Annotated in this window: 17 protein-coding genes; 11 read left to right on the top strand and 6 right to left on the bottom strand. The window is 55.4% G+C overall.

From position 1 onward, the window contains the following. Positions 1 to 605: 605 nt before the first annotated feature. Together P4L78_RS05725 and P4L78_RS05720 are read left to right on the top strand one after the other, a co-directional pair. Entirely contained in the window at positions 606 to 2,024 is a 1,419-nt protein-coding gene (locus P4L78_RS05725; protein ID WP_309327230.1) for a serine hydrolase, read from the top strand. A 1,015-nt stretch (positions 2,025 to 3,039) separates the two neighbouring features. Continuing rightward, on the top strand, positions 3,040 to 7,281 hold the full coding sequence (locus P4L78_RS05720; protein WP_309327229.1) for an Ig-like domain-containing protein: 4,242 nt from the start codon (positions 3,040 to 3,042) through the stop codon (positions 7,279 to 7,281). A 404-nt stretch (positions 7,282 to 7,685) separates the two neighbouring features. On the opposite strand, the gene P4L78_RS05715 is transcribed toward P4L78_RS05720, so the two are convergent. Next, the gene (locus P4L78_RS05715; RefSeq protein WP_283149429.1) at positions 7,686 to 7,988 is read right to left on the bottom strand and encodes a hypothetical protein; all 303 of its coding nucleotides are present in this window, start codon (positions 7,986 to 7,988) and stop codon (positions 7,686 to 7,688) included. Between the two features lie 141 nt (positions 7,989 to 8,129). On the opposite strand from P4L78_RS05715, the gene P4L78_RS05710 reads away from it, so the two are divergent. Beyond that, positions 8,130 to 8,444, top strand: a complete 315-nt coding sequence (locus tag P4L78_RS05710) for a hypothetical protein (RefSeq protein ID WP_309327228.1) — start codon at positions 8,130 to 8,132, stop codon at positions 8,442 to 8,444. Positions 8,445 to 8,623: 179 nt separating this feature from the next. Here the strand turns inward: P4L78_RS05710 and P4L78_RS05705 are convergent, their stop codons facing one another. Further along, complete coding sequence (locus P4L78_RS05705) at positions 8,624 to 9,070, bottom strand: hypothetical protein (RefSeq protein ID WP_309327227.1); 447 nt, start codon at positions 9,068 to 9,070, stop codon at positions 8,624 to 8,626. A gap of 22 nt (positions 9,071 to 9,092) precedes the next feature. Further along, entirely contained in the window at positions 9,093 to 9,530 is a 438-nt protein-coding gene (locus P4L78_RS05700; protein WP_309327226.1) for a hypothetical protein, read from the bottom strand. Between the two features lie 3 nt (positions 9,531 to 9,533). Here P4L78_RS05700 and P4L78_RS05695 point away from each other — a divergent pair, with 3 nt between their 5' ends. The 8 genes from P4L78_RS05695 (at position 9,534) to P4L78_RS05660 (ending at position 14,819) form a co-directional block, all read left to right on the top strand. Beyond that, positions 9,534 to 10,001, top strand: a complete 468-nt coding sequence (locus P4L78_RS05695) for a hypothetical protein (RefSeq protein ID WP_309327225.1) — start codon at positions 9,534 to 9,536, stop codon at positions 9,999 to 10,001. Positions 10,002 to 10,003: 2 nt separating this feature from the next. Then, a complete protein-coding gene (locus P4L78_RS05690; protein ID WP_309327224.1) occupies positions 10,004 to 11,047 on the top strand; it encodes a phage/plasmid replication protein, II/X family in 1,044 nt (347 codons plus the stop codon). A 187-nt stretch (positions 11,048 to 11,234) separates the two neighbouring features. Further along, on the top strand, positions 11,235 to 11,369 hold the full coding sequence (locus P4L78_RS05685; protein WP_309327223.1) for a hypothetical protein: 135 nt from the start codon (positions 11,235 to 11,237) through the stop codon (positions 11,367 to 11,369). A gap of 117 nt (positions 11,370 to 11,486) precedes the next feature. After that, a complete protein-coding gene (locus P4L78_RS05680) occupies positions 11,487 to 11,738 on the top strand; it encodes a hypothetical protein (protein ID WP_309327222.1) in 252 nt (83 codons plus the stop codon). A gap of 76 nt (positions 11,739 to 11,814) precedes the next feature. After that, positions 11,815 to 13,185 carry a hypothetical protein gene (locus P4L78_RS05675; RefSeq protein ID WP_309327221.1) on the top strand — a complete coding sequence of 457 codons (1,371 nt, stop codon included), beginning with the start codon at positions 11,815 to 11,817 and terminating at the stop codon, positions 13,183 to 13,185. 3 nt (positions 13,186 to 13,188) lie between these two features. Then, a complete protein-coding gene (locus P4L78_RS05670) occupies positions 13,189 to 13,515 on the top strand; it encodes a DUF5455 family protein (RefSeq protein WP_309327220.1) in 327 nt (108 codons plus the stop codon). Beyond that, positions 13,512 to 14,351 (top strand): zonular occludens toxin domain-containing protein, encoded by an 840-nt coding sequence (locus P4L78_RS05665; protein WP_309327219.1) that lies wholly within the window; start codon positions 13,512 to 13,514, stop codon positions 14,349 to 14,351. The genes P4L78_RS05670 and P4L78_RS05665 overlap by 4 nt, the downstream gene beginning before the upstream one ends. A 177-nt stretch (positions 14,352 to 14,528) precedes the next feature. After that, positions 14,529 to 14,819 (top strand): hypothetical protein, encoded by a 291-nt coding sequence (locus P4L78_RS05660; RefSeq protein ID WP_309327218.1) that lies wholly within the window; start codon positions 14,529 to 14,531, stop codon positions 14,817 to 14,819. On the opposite strand, the gene P4L78_RS05655 is transcribed toward P4L78_RS05660, so the two are convergent. From P4L78_RS05655 to P4L78_RS05645, 3 genes are all read right to left on the bottom strand, one after another. Next, positions 14,816 to 15,094, bottom strand: a complete 279-nt coding sequence (locus tag P4L78_RS05655; protein ID WP_309327217.1) for a hypothetical protein — start codon at positions 15,092 to 15,094, stop codon at positions 14,816 to 14,818. The two genes, P4L78_RS05660 and P4L78_RS05655, sit on opposite strands and share 4 nt — an antisense overlap. Before the next feature lie 398 nt (positions 15,095 to 15,492). Then, positions 15,493 to 15,846 (bottom strand): major capsid protein P2, encoded by a 354-nt coding sequence (locus tag P4L78_RS05650; protein ID WP_309327216.1) that lies wholly within the window; start codon positions 15,844 to 15,846, stop codon positions 15,493 to 15,495. A gap of 475 nt (positions 15,847 to 16,321) precedes the next feature. Continuing rightward, positions 16,322 to 16,428, bottom strand: a 107-nt coding sequence (locus P4L78_RS05645; protein ID WP_309327294.1) for an IS3 family transposase, incomplete at its 5' end; no start/stop codon positions are given.

Here is a 16,428-nt window from a genome sequence, read left to right as displayed (position 1 = left end):
CGGATACAGCTTAAAGACCGGACACACATTCGCTGTCAGTGCCACGCTGATTTGTTTGCAGGCGGCCTGTAGTTATCTCTGGCGCATCTTTTGTCAGTTGTGGGCACCTGGTGCAGCAGCAGACTGCAAGGTTGCCAGCAGCACCGGTAAAACTAGCAGCCAGCCATGCTGACGCAAGCACAAATCCATATGGGCAGACCAAAGGCAGGCATACGGCAACGGGGCCAAGTCGCATTCCAGCCAGTAAGGGCGGCAGTTAAGCCCAGGTGCCAGCTCCTCAATGCCCGAACTGCATTACAACCGTCAGCACTGACAGTTGAATTAAAAAGGCATTTTTTGAGATTATTTCAATTAAGCTCAACTTACGATCCTGGTCGCATGAACCGCACACCCAATCCCGCCTGCTGCCGCCAGCCTGATCAAAACAATATGGCGGACACAAAATCGGTATTCATGGTTCGGGAATACCTCTGACGATAGCCGTGAGCACCTGCGTGCTCTCATTGTTCGTGCAGCACAATTTCGCAATTCCACATCAGTAAAACGCTGGGGCGGACATGGGCAAAACCTTGAATGGGCTTGTGGGGTGGGGCGGTCTATTGGGAATGGCACTCGGATTACTGAGTGGCTGTGGCGGCTCAGATGGCAGCGATCCACCTGTCACACCCTTGCCTGACCCGCAAGCCATGTTTTCCTGGAATACCCAGCAAAAAGTGATCGGCTTCAGCAATAGTGCAGCGCTATTCCCGGTTCAAACCATGGCGCACGGTAGCGTGACTTACCCATTGCCGGTGGCGTCGGGTGGCATCCAGAAACAGGCGCTCCAGGTTACCTATCAATATGGCAGCAATGCCGATGGCTCTGCCCACACTGGCAATACCGTCAATGACTTCATGACCCACAATCAGGTGACGGGGCTACTGGTCATCAAAAACGGCCAGATTGTGCTGGAGAAGTACGCCATGGGCATCAACGCCGCGACGCTTTGGGATGGCAAGTCGGTTTCCAAATCCGTCACGTCCACGCTCATGGGCGCAGCTATCAAAGACGGCTACATCGGCAGCTTGAATGATCCGGTCGACAACTACGTACCGGAACTCAAGGGCTCAGCCTATGAAGGCGTGAGTTTGCGCAACATGCTGCATATGTCTTCAGGCGTGGCATGGAACGAAAACGAACTGGACCCGACTGCCGATTTGCCCGCGTTGCTGCGTTGCGTAGACACCGTGGGTGATAACGTGAATTGTGTGCTCAATTTAATGAAAACCCGGCCTCACGCCATCGATCCCAGTACTGGCCTGCCAGCCGCACCGGGTGCCATTTTCAATTACAGCACCGGCGAAGCTTTTTTGAGCGGCCTTGCCATCCAGCGCGCAACTGGCATGAGTCTGGCCAGTTATATGCAAAAGAAAATCTGGCAACCCTTTGGCATGCAGAGCAATGGCAACTGGTGGACCTGGAATGGCGTTTCGTTCGGGGCGGGAGGGTTTAACGCCACGTTGCGTGATTACGGCCGCTTTGGTTTGTTCGTGCTGAATAACGGCGTTTTGCCTGACGGCACACACGTACTGCCGGACAACTGGATCACCGACGCCACGACCTGGACCGCCAATTCCGCATTACCTGGCTACGCCGACAACGGCCAGTACGGTTATATGTGGTGGTTCAGCCCGGCCTATGATGATGATCTGGTTGGCGGCACCAATCAGGCCAGCCCGATTTTTGCCGAGGTCGGCGCGCCGCTGCAAAACACAGACAACCCCGCCGGAGCAATACCGGTGCAAGAGCGTGCTCCGGTGCAAGGGCAACCGGCCTCGGTGAGCGACTGGACCTTCGCTGCCATTGGCATTTACGGCCAGATGATCGCGATCAATCAGCGGGAAAACCTGGTGGTGGTGCAGTGGTCGGTATGGGACAAACCCAGCCCCACCTGCTGCAACCCGGCCGACCCAGAATATGCGGCGAGCGACCCCTACAACGAGCAGTCGGTGTACCTCAATGCGCTACTGATTGCGCTGCATTGAACCTGCGAAAACACTCGCTCTGCCACGGAGACTGGAACAGATGTAGGATTTTTCCGCGCGCAAGTTAAGGGAAATCCTATATGACCTGAATCAATAGTCGGCTTAAATGATGAGTGCATAAATTTGGGTATTCATCGTGCGTAAATGTTTTGAGTGTTTCGCCAGACGGCAAATCGATCCGCAAGAGTGTCTGACCATCGTCCGCATCGAACCGTCCCAGCCCACGGAGCAGGGCATCTCTCGCTGGGTTGTGACCCAGTCTTGTGCTGATGGTGTTGTTTCGTTAAAGACTGACGTACGCGGCAATTACATCACCGCCATGAGCCATGCCGACGCGATCGTCAGTCGCCGTCGACTGCGCCCGGTGCAATCGCATACTCCGGCTTGAACTGACCCGCCTCCTCGCATTACCCACTACGATTGCTGGCCAGTTGCAACGTCTTACCCCCATCCGCCCCGACCCGTCCCACCGCCAACTCCGGCGAACAGCAAACACTTAACTGCGTTGCGCTGATCCAGACCGGGATCAAATCTCCTTGCAACCCCTCGCTATAGCTCATTTTTTTTCGTAAGAACGATGCTTAATCCAGGCTTCCGCTCATCGATTCATTTGTCAGCACCTGAAAATACGCAAAAACAGTATTTGCGCTCCCCAATACGCGAATAAATGACCACAAACCGCATCTGAAATACAACATAGCCATTTCACCCAAAAGAAAAAATCCTGCAGGGACGCCGTCCGTAGGAATTTCCTGTCATCGCTTTAAGATTTGTCTATCCATATCCGTATAACACTCTTACTTTTTTGGTAATCTGTTATTGCGGGTATTGAGCACACCCGCATACCGAGCTGGCGGACATCCTGCTGGCGTTTGCGACGACTTGCTCGGTGAATACAAGACGGTCTTGCCGAGTTAACGGCAAAGACGGTCACAAGCCTGCCGACACCGCAAGCCAACTGCTGCGGATGTACGGCAGAAAACTGGGTTACATAGACAAATTGTCTTGGGGGTTGATGATGGGCTGGGTAATCTGCGTTTTCCGCAGCTTGCGGCTGCAGTGCTGCGCGCTGTTTTTGTCGAGCATACTGGCGACGCTGGCCTATGGTCAGGTGACTCAGGTAACGACATACCACTACGACAATGGCCGCACTGGTACAAACCAGAACGAAACCATCCTCAATACTTCAAACGTAAACGCCCAAAGCTTTGGCAAGCTGTACTCGCTGCCGGTAGACGGCCAGGTTTACGCGCAGCCGCTGTATATGGCCAACGTCAGCGTTCCGCAACAGGGCACGCACAACGTCGTATACATCGTGACCGAACACAACTCCGTGTTTGCTTTTGATGCCGATACCGGCGGCAGCCCGTTATGGCAGGTCAACCTTGGGCCACCCATGCCTGCGTCGGTATGTTGCGTACTGCGCGACCTTTATCCAGAAATCGGCATTACCGCCACCCCTGTTATCGACCCAGCTTCGCAAACGATTTATGTGGTTGCCGAAACCTACGACAGCGGCGTGGCGCACTTCCGGCTGCACGCGCTGGATTTGGCCACGGGCGCGGACAAGCTGACTCCGACGCTGATCCAGGGGACCGCACTGGGCTCTGCCCCCAGCAGTGTCAATGGCGTCATAACCTTCTCGGCCATGCAGCACTGGCAACGACCAGGGTTGCTGTTGATGAATGGCAATATCTATATCGCATTCGGCTCGCACCAGGACACCGAACCGTACCAGGGCTGGATCTTTGCCTATAGCGCAAGCACGCTCCAGCGCACCAGCGTACTTTGCATTTCTCCCAACGCGGGAGAAACCGGCATCTGGCAGGGCGGGGTGGGTTTGACGGGAGACGCGAACGGCAACATTTATGTGGAAACCGGAAATGGCGACTTCACCGCCAGTACGGGGGGCATTGATTACGGCGACAGCATCCTGAAAATCGCCACCAACAATGGCAGCGGGATGGCGATCGTGGATTACTTCACGCCTTCAACCCAAGCCGCAGACGCGTTAAATGACTGGGACCTGGGTAGTAGCGGCATCTTGCTGATCCCTGGTACGTCACTGGGTATTGCCGGAGCCAAGGACGGCAAGTTCTACGTCTTCAATACTAACAATCTGGGGCAATACAACCCCGCGGGCGACCAGATAACGCAGGAATGGCAAGCTACTTTTGCCTATTCGGATCAGGCTGCGGGCGGCTTCTGGGGCGGCAACTACATCTTCTACAATTCAACAATCTACGGGTTTGGTGAGCGCGACATCTTGAAGATGTTTGCCTTCAACGGTTCGAGCTTTATCACCACACCCATGTCGCAAGGTACGTTTATCGTGCCAGCGGGGATCAGCAACGACCCGGGCATGTCCATTTCGGCCAATGGCCTGGCGGGAGGCTCCGCTGTTTTGTGGGCAGCATTTTCGTCAACCGGCGTCGCCAACGGCAGCCAGCAAACTGGCGTGTTTTACGCGTTTGATGCAGCGGACGCCAGCAAAGTGCTATGGACCAGCAACCAGAATCGCGGCCGCGATTTCTCTGGCAGCTTTGCCAAATGGGTCCCACCTATTGTCGTGAACGGCAAGGTTTATCTGCCGTCTTTCTCCAACTACGTCAGCGTGTATGGGCTGCTGCCTTCAGGTATTGGCGGCGGCTCCATAACGGGCTCCGGCACCAGTGCAACCACGACGGCCAATCTGACCACAGAAGGCACAGCAGACTGGGTGCACTGGGGTGACGCCGCAGTGACACGCAAAGCTGGCGTGAGCGCCCAGATCAGCAATTATTCGGTGATCGGAACCGGCACCCCAAAGGCTTACGCCAATGATGTCAGAGGGCTTAGCTGGACCGACGGCACACCTACCGCCACCGGTAACAACAAAAATGGCCTCTTTCTGAATAATGCGGGCAACGGTTATTCCTTTACCGCACCCGCAGGTCTCACGCCAAGAACATTGACTGTGCACGTTGGTGGCTATAACACCAGCGGCTCGCTGGTCGCCCACTTGTCCGACGGATCGGCTCCTGACTTTGTCGATACCACCCCTCAGGTTGCTGGCCAGTACGACCGCAATTACACCCTGACCTACACCGCCGCTTCCGAAGGCCAGACGCTGACCGTCTATTGGGAAGCATTGGGTGGCTCGGGCAACGTCGCGCTCAGCGGCGCGGCACTGTCGGCCCAGTCGGCAGGGACTATTGCGGCAACCGCTGGAACACCGCAAAGCACCACAGTGAGCACGGCATTTGCCACGCCATTGCAAGCAACAGTCAAAGACGGCCAGAACAACCCGGTTAGTGGTGTTACGGTCACCTTTACTGCGCCTGCATCCGGTGCGAGTGCCACCTTTAATGGCGCGGCTACGGCCACTGCCACCACCAATGCCAGTGGGGTAGCGACCGCACCGGCGCTCACTGCCAACGCGCAATCGGGCAGTTATGTCATTGCCGCCAGTGCGCCTGGCGCCAATGTAGTCGCCAGCTTTAATCTGACCAACAACGCCGTTGTCGGTGTCACCACCAACATCGCAGCCACAGCCGGAACACCGCAGTCGGCCAATACGGGTGCTGCGTTTAACACAGCACTGCAAGTCACCGTAACGGGTAATGGTGGCACGCCAGTGAGCGGGGTAGTGGTCACTTTCACCGCACCTGCGAGTGGAGCGAGTGCAACCTTTAGCGGCTCTGCCACAGCAACGGCAACCACCAACACCAGCGGCATCGCAACCGCACCACAACTCACGGCGAACAGCACTGCAGGCACGTTTGCAGTTAGCGCAACTACACCCGGCGCAACCACACCCGCGAGCTTTGCACTTACCAACACCACAGCGGGTGGCGGCGGAAACACCGGCGCGGCAATAACGGGTTCGGGCACCAGCGCGGCCACCACCGTTAGCCTCAGCGCAGAAGGGCTGACTGACTGGGTACACTGGGGCGACGCGGCGATCAATCGCAAGGCTGGGGTAACTACGCAGATCAGCAACTACACAGTTACCAGCACAGGCGGGACCGCAAACGTTGGTCAGGTCTTGAGTTACAACAACGATCCGCGAACCCTGACCTGGAGTGGCGGCACACCAACCGCCACCGCCTCGAACAAGAACGGTATTTATATTGCCGGCACCGGCAATGGCTTCTCCTTCACCGCCCCGGCCGGGACCACAACCCGCGTACTGATTGTCCATGTAGGCGGCTGGAAGAGCAGCGGTACGCTAACTGCACATCTATCTGACGGCTCGGCAGCGGACTTTGTCGACACGACAACGCTGGCCACTGGTCAATACGATCGCAATTACACCTTGACCTACACCGCCGCCAGCTCCGCCCAGACCCTCACCGTTACATGGGCTATGGCGTCCGGCACTGGCAATGTCACTCTGAATGGTGCAGCACTAGTGCAACAAGCGGGGATTACGACCACGGCGGGCACACCGCAAAGCGCTGCGGTGAATGCAAGCTTTGCCACTGCGTTGCAAGTGCTGGTTAAAGACAACACCAATACACCGGTGAGCGGGGCAAGCGTCACCTTTGCCGCACCAGCAACTGGCGCCAGCGCCGCATTTGGCGGAGCAGCCACCGCCACAGTGACGACTGACGCGAATGGCCTGGCCACCGCACCGACATTAACCGCCAACGGCCAGATCGGCAGTTACACGGTGACAGCAAGTGCAGCCGGCATCAGCAATCCGGGCCGATTCAGTCTCACCAATACGGCCAGCACTGGCGCTTTGACGGGTTCGGGCACTTCCTCCGCCACAACCACTAGCCTCACCAGCGAAGGAACCGCCGACTGGGTGCATTGGGGCGACTCAACCACCACGGTGAATCGCAAAGCAGGCGTAACGGCACAGCTAGGCAATTACGTTGTGGTCGGCACAGGCAAGGTGCAGACATACGTCGACGATCCAAGAACGCTCAGTTGGTCTGATGGCGCGCCAACCGCAACCGGTAGCAATAAAAACGGCATATATATCGCCAACACCGGCAATGGCTTCTCGGTAACCGCTCCGGCAGGACTGGCAACGCGCACGCTAACCATTCATGTGGGCGGCTGGAAGAGCAGCGGCACGCTAACGGCGCATTTGTCTGATAGCTCGGCGGCGGACTTTGTCGACACAACGACACTGGCCACTGGTCAATACGATCGCAATTACACCCTGACCTACGCCGCAGGCAGCAGCAGCGCGACCCTGACCGTGAGCTGGGTCATGCAGTCGGGCACCGGCAACGTGACCTTCAATGCCGCTACATTGCAATGAGGGCACCCATAAAATAGCAGGGTAGAAAAGGGCGCCCGTCGCCACCGGCAAAACGCAGCAAGGCAATCACGAACCAGACACGTGATTGCCTTGCTGCGTTTTTTGCGCAACGGCCAGAGTGTCTCTCGCAAAATTTCTTTGGGAGAGCAAATCAAGGAGACGGTCGGGTCGTTAAGCGGGCGAGGGTGGTTTCTGAATCGCGTAACCCGGCAAGACCTTTATCTGCCGCTATCGAATAAAACAGTATTTAGACGCAGGGACGTTGCCTGGCGCCCAGACCAAAGCTGCATCAACGAATGCCATCATCGAACAATCTGAAAGCCAGACCCCAGGCATTGGCTTCACCGTGTGTTATGCCATTTTTGTTGCCGCATCCTGACGGCCAACCACCATGCGAAGCGCCATCAAGGGCGAAACAGCTGCTCTTTTGCAATACTGCGGCGCGTGCCGGTTTTGAGATGCTTGATCATGATTGATTCGATCCCATAGCGCGCCATCGCATCGCCAATGGTTTCTTCGCCGGATGCTGGCGCGTTTTCCACGACCCCCGAAGGGCTCCCCAGACTGCGCTCGTCCGGGAAAGCCTCTAGAATAACCAGCAGCAATATCGCCGCATCGAGTGACTCGCCCAAGTCGCCATCCAATTGACGGATAATGATTTTTTCATCGTCTTGCTGAGCGCGATAAGCAATTTTGTACGTGAACATGGGTTGCACTGACTCAGGCGATTGCACCCACTTAACGGTAGCTTTGGCCGTCCTGGTTTTCAATGCTGATCACGAAAGCTCCCGTCCAACCGGCCCAGCGCAGGCCGGATATGACCACCCGAAGTCGTCCGCAAGCGTGAAATGATCAACGCCACCTTGATCCTGGCAAGCCCATTCAGGGCGCAACTGCGCTTTCCCGGTACAATACGCATTATGGAAAACGATCTAGATCTAGTGGTTAAACGTGTCACAGCGGCGTACGGCAAAGCCGGCACCAAACCACAACCCGGTTTCATCGAGTGCCGCGTGGAATCCTACCCGGGCCGGACACTGGCTTATCTCTTTGCCACCGGCGCAGACGCATTGCGATTTCAGGGAGAGATAGGAATGCTGGGGCTGCGCGCAATAGTCGCTCCATACGACCCCAAAGAAGTCATCGTCCTGCATTCAAGATAACGAAGTAGCGCTGCGAGTACTCATACTGGAAGGCAACCAGACCCCGCAATTGCGGGGTTTTCCTTTGTGATCTTCATCGACTTGGCAAGACCGATCCAAGTCGTGCTGCGACAAGCGTTGCGGAGAGTGTTCAAAAGACCGGGTACGGGGTATGAAGCAGTATCTCTGTGCAGTTATAATTACTTCGTATAATGTATATTATGTAAAGTAAGATACGTTAGAACCAGAAGTGCTAGAACGACCTCCGCCGCACTGGCCACCTTGGCCGTAAGGTTCGACCCGCTACCTTCTCCGAAGCCTGACAGCGCCGCCGTCATTGTCAGGCACAGCACCAGCGCCACGGACGCGGCGGACTTCCCAAAACGCTGGTTCAAGAAATTTCGCCAGAATCCTGCCTTCTCGTCGCTCTTGGCACGGTCTAGCTCCACGATGGCGATGACCTGCATCGGATCACACCCGATGATGTCGGCCAGCCTGCAAGCGGTTAGATTGTCGATTGCTCGTTTTTTGTCTCGGAGCTCCGACATGTGGCCGGGCTTAATTTCGAGCGCTTTTGACAACTTGTAGTCTGTATCTAGGCCGCGCGCCTTTTTGGCTGCATCTAGCACTTCGTTGATCGTTTTCATCGAGTTCTCCTTTGCTTGTTGCTCACGGTCTACCGTAGCGTCTGTCGCGCTTCAACCGGTCAAACGCGTTTTCTATGGCCTGCATCCGGGTCTTTGAGCCCTTCTTGAATTCGTAGGCGATTAACCGCTCGACGATGGATAGATCGCCGTTGCATGCGGTTTTTAACTGCCTGAATGCCGGTGATTGATCCTCCCTACGTGGCGGTCTTCCCTGGCTGATTGTCGAGTTTGGTCTTTTTTCTTTTCCCAGCGGCCTTTCGTTGGCTTGCGCCCGTTCCTGCCTGAATTGCTTGGGATCGTACGTGTAGTCAGCCTTGCCTCGTTCGCCGGGCTTGCTTGCCTTCCGGAATGCCTTGTACTGGTTTTGTGTGCGCTTTGTCTTGTACCAGTCCCAGCCCATTTTGGCCGCAACCATGATCAGACCTATCGGCACGAACACCGTGTTCATCGGCTCGTTCATCTCTTGCAATTCCCCGTTGAGGTTGTTGTTTTTTCTTTCTCAATATTGACTAAACCCATTTTTGGGCATAATTTCCGCTATGCCCAAATTTGGGTTTATTCACATAGCGAGCAAACCATGCGAGTCCTACTTTGTGGCGTCGTCAATCGCAAAGGCGTAGCCAAAGCGTCCGGCAAAGCCTACGACATGACCCAAGTCCTTGCCCTCACCCCTGTTGCCGAAAAATCCAGCCAGACCATGGACATCTCCGGTGTTGGCTTTGAGTGCAACGAGCTGGACGGAGTTCAGGGCCTTGTTGCCCTGGCCAAGTCCTACAACCTCGACTTCTCACGCGGTCCGATTCACGTTGATTTGCAGGTTACGCAGATTATCGAGTTCGGGAAAATGAAAACCGTCATTCAGGGCTTTACACCCGTCCAACGCGCAACAGCGCCGGACGTTCACACCGGCGAACTGAAAAAAGTCGCCTGATCATGCTGATTGACTGGCTCACGCTCAAGCTGCCCCGGGAACACGTCCCGCAAGCCGTTTATGACCGCGCCGCCAATCTGAATGATCGCGTTATTTGCATCAGTCCGGATGGTGAGCTTCGCTGGCAAAAGGTTGGCCGCGAATCAATCCGTTCGGACTCGCATCAACTCGTTGTAGACCCCACGCCGCATTTTCTCACGCTGTCCGGCTCTCCGGCTCGCGTCGTGAACGGTAATAACGTCTTCGGCAAGTTCGATATCCGTGAGTGTGCAGCCGACATGATCCGGTTCGCGTCGAAACATCTCGAATGCATTCTCCCGCTGGATGGCTCGTACCTTTTTCGGCCCGGCATTGAGCTTTGGAACTGCACCCGTGCAGACATCACGGCCAATTACGACCTCGACAGCCTGTCCGAAGTGAAACAGGCGCTGCTGTACCTCGGTAAAGCCGAAGGTGGCCGCTACAAGGTCCGCAACACCGCAGAAACGCAGTACTTCAACCACGGCTCCGCCCTGCTCTCCGGCAAGGCCTACGCCAAAGGCCCGCATCTGGCCTATCAGGTAAAGAAATTTCAAGCAGAAGCCACCCCGGAACAAATGGAGCTGGCCAATCGCATTTTGCGTCTGGAACTGAAAATCGGGCACCAATGGTGGCGAGAACGCTCACCGAAAGCCTGGTACGAAATGACCGCTGACGACTTTCAGAAAATGCACCAGGACTACTTCGCGCATTTCGTCGGCAAGGTGGAGATCACTGAAATGGATGATTTGCGCACGAACTTTATCGAAGCCGCCAAGCGTGTTGGCTACACGGAAGGCGTTGGCATGGCCGCATACCGCACGTGGTGCCAGATCAAGGCCATGGGCCTGCGTGAGGTCGAGGACACCATGAGTAGCCCGACATGGTCACGCCACCGCAAGGTCATGTTTGAGGCAGGCATGACCTACGCCGACTTTAACGAGCAGAACATCGTGCCGTTTCGCCGCCGCACCATTGAGCTGGGCGCACCTGTTTATGGCTGGGAAGACATCCGGAGGGCGGCATGACCGATTGGCTCATCTTCGTTTTTGGCGCTCTCGCGTTCGGCTTTTTCGTTGGCCTGCCGTCGATCCTTCATTACCGCTCTATCAAAAGGACTTTGAAATGTTCACCGCACACAGCATCGGTTACTTCGTTCTCGGCCTCGTCGCTGTTCTTGGCTTCCTCTGGTTCAAGTCCCGTAAGGGCTGAGTGATGGACGCCTCTACCATTGCCTCTGCTGTCGCTTCAGCCCCCGCTACTGGTGATAGCTGGCAGATGGGCACGTTTTACGCCGTCATGGTGCTGTTGTTCGCCATCGGCTTTGTATCAGGCCAACGCTATGCCTGACATGAGTTCGGCAATGTTGGTCGGTTGGTTGCTTGGGGTTTGGGCCACTGGTTTTACCCTGGGCTTTTTCGCGCAGTACGTTCGTCGTCTGTTTTTTATTCTTTAGGAGATTTGAGCATGTTGACCAAGAAAAACCTTTCCTACGTTTTGGCCCTCGGTGCTGTCGCTGCTGGCGCCATCGCTCCGGCCGCTTTTGCTGACGCTGGTGCTGTCGATTACTCGGCGATCACCAGTGCCGTACAAACCGGCATGACCAATGTGGCCACTGGCGCTATTGCCATGCTGTCCGCAGTGGTTCCTGTCGCTATTGGTGCCCTCGGTGCCATGGCGATCTGGAAATGGGGCCGCAAGCTGATCGGCAGCATCTAAGACCGGCCCCACGCCGGTTGCGCTGTGGGGGCTTCGGCCCCCTTTTCATTTATCGCAACTGTTACGGTAAATCACTATGATCCGCGTACGGTTCTTTGCCGCTTTCCTTGCCCTTCTTATCCCCGGTTTCCTCTTCGCGTCTGCGCTTCCTTCTGGCATTACTACGTGGAATCAGACGCCTTCTGGCGGCACATTTTCAACACCTTCTGGTACGACTTGGGGGCAGGTCGCCAATCAGACCACACCGTCCCGCATTGGTAACGCTGCGAATGGTGCCGAGTATCTATACAACTCCGAGCAGCGTCTCGCCAGTGTCGCCAACGGCGCTTCATTTGCTTCTGAGGTTGAAACAGGGATCGCCAAAGCCGACGTAGTTAATATCCTCAAAAACGCGGTTAAGACTGGCAAAGTTACCCCAGCCGGCATTGTGGGTGGCATTGCTGCCACGTTTATTGTTGGTGCGCTGATTGACCAGGGTTTCAAGTGGCTTGATTCGGCAAAGGATTGGGAAAAGAACAATCCAGCTAACGGCGATCCGGTTTGCTATCTCGTTAATAGTGATAAGACGTTCTGTTCTGGTGATTTGCTGGCCAATGTCACCACGTATGGACAACAACGCGGTAATTGTCCAGCAGGTCGCGTCGTTACTGTTCCCACTCTTTCTGTGGGTCAATATGGTTCAAGTACCTGCAATGGTTCGACTATGTACAGTATCAAGGCATTTCAGAACCCGGCATATGGAACGTCCACTGTGCCTTTAACTGATGCCGATTTGGATACCGCCCTAAATGCGGAAATGGCAGCTAAGCACAATGCAACCGATTGGGGGCATGCTTTTGATGACGCTGCCGCAATTGCGCCGCAGACCGCGTTAAATCCCGATTCCCCGCAGTTCGTTTCTCCCGCGACAAATCCTGCTACGCATACCGTTACCAATCCGGACGGCAGCAAATCAACTAGCACGACAACAACGCAAACTACGACCAACGCCAAGCCTTGGGGTAATACGGTCAACGATACTGGCATTGACGCTACCAGTTCCGACACAACCACGACCACGACTACCAATCCAGACGGTACGACCACCACTACAACTGACAGCACACCCGAATCCAAGCCGACGCCAGCCCCTACTCCCGAACCGAGTCCCGTGCCGCCTCCTGACACAACTTTCCCGCCGGTTCCGCCGCCTACACCCGTTCCAGATTCGGCACCGTCATCACAGACTGGTTTCTTGTCATGGTCTCCTTTTGCGACGTTTGCCTTTACCTGCACCGATCCGAGCATGCCGATTCTCGATAAAACGGTTTCTATTCCGTTATGCACATGGATTGAGCGCATTCGGTCGTTTTTCTTTTGGTTCTGGAACGTGGCCACCGCAATTGGCATTTACTTGCTTGGTCGTGCGTTCAACATCAACACGGCTTCGGCCAAGACTGAGGAGTAACTCATGGGCGCAATCATGACGGTGGTCATGGGCTTTCTGGGCACCTTTTTTAGTGGCTTTGTTGGCTGGCTATTTACTTTTTTCACGCACAAGGTTGCTCGTGCCGCCCTTGTTGTTTCGTTGGCGGTTAGTGCTGTCGGCGCTTTCTATGCCGTTTGTTCTGCTGCGCTGTCTGGTCTTTCTCTGGCTTGGCCGGGCGTTATGTGGCAAGGCTTCGCGTACATGATCTTTACCGACAACCTGCCCGCCTGCCTTACCGCTTACGCCTCTGTCTGGGCTGGCCTCAAGGTCATCCAGTGGGCCCGCTTCACTTGGGAGAACATCACATGAGTATTTATGTCGTCACAGGCACGCTGGGCTCCGGCAAATCACTCATGACCGTCAAGCAGCTCGCTGAGTACGCCAGAGAGGGCCGCCGTATCGCTGGCAACTTCGATATCGACCTTTGCCACCTGACCGGCAACAAACGCAGCAAGGCCACTTACAGCCGCGTTCCGGACCTGCCAACTGCAGCCGATCTCGATGTGATCGGCAACGGCAATACCAGCTATGACGAGAGCAAGAACGGCGCGCTCATTCTCGACGAGCTGGCCGTCTGGATGAACGCCCGCAGCTTCAATGATCCCGGTCGCAAGGAATTGATCCGCTGGTTTGTGCATGCCCGTAAAAAGGGCTGGGATGTCTTTTTTCTCGTGCAACACGTCGGCATGCTGGATAACCAGATTCGCGAAGCGCTCTGCGAGTTCCACGCCGAATGCTTTCGCCTGGACAAGGTATCGGTGCCCTTTATCTCTCCGCTGTATCGCATGATTACCGGCAAGCGCTTTCTGCCCCTACCAAAAGTCCACACGGCACGTGTGACCATGGGCAGATCGGCACGCCCTGTCTCTGTTGATCGCTGGTTTTGTTCTGGCGGCTCACTCTACAAGGCCTACGACACCAAGCAGATTTTCGACCCCGAATATCCGCACGGTGCGCATACGCTGCTTTCGCCCTGGCACACCCACGGACGCTATCTGCCCCCGCGCCTGTCGCCGCTGTCGATGTTGTGGCGCTTTCCGCTATGGCTGTACATCAAGGCCTTCTGCGCCGTATCCGGTTACTCCTACGACTTCGCCAGTCGTGACTGGAAGAGCACACCCCGGCCCCACCGGGCCGGGGTGTGAGATGAAAGTCATGACCGGCTTCCCTACTCTTTCCCGCTTCGCCGCTGTGGCGTTGCTGTGCTGCCTCGGTGGGTGCGCCACAACAACGCACTTCGACGGTCTGGCGCGGCACTCTGCCTACGTGGACTGGTTCAATTGCACGTACACCCATGCTCTTTTGGAGTGTGCGTAGCGTTCATGCAAGTCTCGAAGTACCTGCACCGCCCTTTTGCTGACTGGATGCATGGCGTGACCCCGGAAGAGGTGTGCGCCGTGTCTGATGATGAAGTGGATCTGTGGCTCCTGATCATTGCGAACATCGGGCCACACGTCCGCTTTTCCCTGCGCGCTGACTATGTGAAAAACTTCTACGTCCGCTACAAGGTCGCCAGGGCAAAAAAAGAAGGCCACGCTCTCTACAGTCGTGGCCTCCCTTATGAATCGATTTTCAGCGTCATGGCACTTTTGGTCGACCTTGGCAAGGTCTAATACGCTGATTTCAGTTTTTCAATTAATCCCACCAGCTCCGGTTTCCAGCTTTCCACGCAATCAATTCCTGAATGTAAGTGCTGTAGAGATTCAAATATCAAAGCCAATTCTCTTGTTGAAAAATTCAGCGTTTTTACCCCATCTCTTTTCTGCCTGTACCTCAATAGCTGCATGCGTTCTGCACTGCTTTTGGCTTTGCCCGTCACGGGCCGACCACGCCGTTTTGGCGCCTCGATCAATTCAAGAGTTTTCGTGTCTTCAGTTTGCTTGGCCATGGCGATTACCAATTAACGTAACAGTGACGTTATTATAACAAAACAATTAACGTCATTGTGACGATAAATAGGCCGTCTATCATATCGGCATAAACTTTCAGCGACGCTTACAACCCGGGGAAAGCTTCGGTTCTTTACTGCAAGCCGAATACAGAGGGGGAACCGGCTTTGCCGGGGGAGAGTTTCATCCTCCCCAAGGGGGCGATCCAGACGAGCGAAGCGAGTGAGGGGGACCGTGGTCCCCCGCTGGAGGGGTGGTTTTTGACTTCGCCCCGCCGGTGGCGCGCATGCGCCCCGGCCTCATGTGCGGGTAATTAGTAACACCCGCACTTTACTTCATGGGTGAAGTAAACCCCCATAAACCGCCCCAATTCCAATTCCGGTTTTTGAATTGGTTTTTAGCAATCAACCGCACTTCTCTTCCCAAGTTTTATATAAATACATTTATGTAAAGTGACATACCACTGCTTTGTAAGGTATGCATCATCCCTCCCGGTTGTGTTCAGGAAACGCGTTGGCACAACAGCAGTACCGGCGATGTCGATTTCCAAGGCGACCGCCGAGACACCGGCAGCAGTGGAAAGCGCGCCGATTTTCTGGCCGATCGCGTCCCGTGCAAAAATTTCGGTCAGGTCCAGCGTGAGCAAATTCGGGTCTGTCACCATGCCCGTAAATGCGTTCATGGCGTCCAGGTCAACCGCCGAACACTGGTGAATCACACGACCATTCACCCGCAAGCGGATGTCAGTCATGTATGCTTTGTAAATGTGGTGCCGCCCAGCTGGAACACTCAGCGCTCGTAGGTTGGCCCGAGTGGCAGATTGACGGTAGCCGTCACCCCTGCCGCCACGTTCATAAAGCTCAGTTGTTTCTTGAGCATGCCCATTGTTGTTTATCCCTTTGTTATTGGCAGAAAAGGTGAAACCGGCTCAGGAGCCGATAACAATCTTTTTCAGCGGTTCAACGCGGACAACAACGACAATGGCAACAATCGCGACCAGTGCGGTTTTGAGATAGGAATTCATTGTTTCGCCCCCCTTGGGCTTGGTTGATGTGTAAACACAACTTGCAAGCCCGGAGAATCGACCAAAACAAAACGCCCCGCAAAGGGGCGTTGTACACCGGGCAACCGGGGGTGTTTTACCCGTAGGCGACGCCCGTCGCCGTTTGTCTGATTCGCACAAATATGTCGAAAATTGGTCTGGCCCGGCCTCAACGGACACCGGGTTAAGCACTGAGTGCTGAATTACGCAGCTCGAATTCCGCCGGGGTCAGATACCCCAGCGTCGAATGGCGGCGATGATGGTTGTAAAACCGGATGTAATCGAACACAT

The sequence above is a fragment of the Silvimonas sp. genome, from assembly GCF_031291215.1.
In the GTDB taxonomy this organism is placed as follows: domain Bacteria; phylum Pseudomonadota; class Gammaproteobacteria; order Burkholderiales; family Chitinibacteraceae; genus Silvimonas; species Silvimonas soli.
Note: the sequence above shows the minus strand (reverse complement) of the source record. Positions and strands in the feature narration are given on the sequence as shown.

Excerpts from the sequence above, each read along its gene's own strand:
- P4L78_RS05665 (WP_309327219.1), top strand. The coding sequence starts at position 13,512 with ATGAGTATTTATGTCGTCACAGGCACGCTGGGCTCCGGCAAATCACTC.
- P4L78_RS05650 (WP_309327216.1), bottom strand. The coding sequence starts at position 15,846 with ATGACTGACATCCGCTTGCGGGTGAATGGTCGTGTGATTCACCAGTGT.
- P4L78_RS05710 (WP_309327228.1), top strand. The coding sequence starts at position 8,130 with ATGATCAACGCCACCTTGATCCTGGCAAGCCCATTCAGGGCGCAACTG.
- P4L78_RS05670 (WP_309327220.1), top strand. The coding sequence starts at position 13,189 with ATGGGCGCAATCATGACGGTGGTCATGGGCTTTCTGGGCACCTTTTTT.
- P4L78_RS05680 (WP_309327222.1), top strand. The coding sequence starts at position 11,487 with ATGTTGACCAAGAAAAACCTTTCCTACGTTTTGGCCCTCGGTGCTGTC.
- P4L78_RS05675 (WP_309327221.1), top strand. The coding sequence starts at position 11,815 with ATGATCCGCGTACGGTTCTTTGCCGCTTTCCTTGCCCTTCTTATCCCC.
- P4L78_RS05705 (WP_309327227.1), bottom strand. The coding sequence starts at position 9,070 with ATGAAAACGATCAACGAAGTGCTAGATGCAGCCAAAAAGGCGCGCGGC.
- P4L78_RS05685 (WP_309327223.1), top strand. The coding sequence starts at position 11,235 with ATGGACGCCTCTACCATTGCCTCTGCTGTCGCTTCAGCCCCCGCTACT.
- P4L78_RS05715 (WP_283149429.1), bottom strand. The coding sequence starts at position 7,988 with ATGTTCACGTACAAAATTGCTTATCGCGCTCAGCAAGACGATGAAAAA.
- P4L78_RS05660 (WP_309327218.1), top strand. The coding sequence starts at position 14,529 with ATGCAAGTCTCGAAGTACCTGCACCGCCCTTTTGCTGACTGGATGCAT.
- P4L78_RS05700 (WP_309327226.1), bottom strand. The coding sequence starts at position 9,530 with ATGAACGAGCCGATGAACACGGTGTTCGTGCCGATAGGTCTGATCATG.
- P4L78_RS05690 (WP_309327224.1), top strand. The coding sequence starts at position 10,004 with ATGCTGATTGACTGGCTCACGCTCAAGCTGCCCCGGGAACACGTCCCG.
- P4L78_RS05725 (WP_309327230.1), top strand. The coding sequence starts at position 606 with ATGGCACTCGGATTACTGAGTGGCTGTGGCGGCTCAGATGGCAGCGAT.
- P4L78_RS05720 (WP_309327229.1), top strand. The coding sequence starts at position 3,040 with ATGATGGGCTGGGTAATCTGCGTTTTCCGCAGCTTGCGGCTGCAGTGC.
- P4L78_RS05655 (WP_309327217.1), bottom strand. The coding sequence starts at position 15,094 with ATGGCCAAGCAAACTGAAGACACGAAAACTCTTGAATTGATCGAGGCG.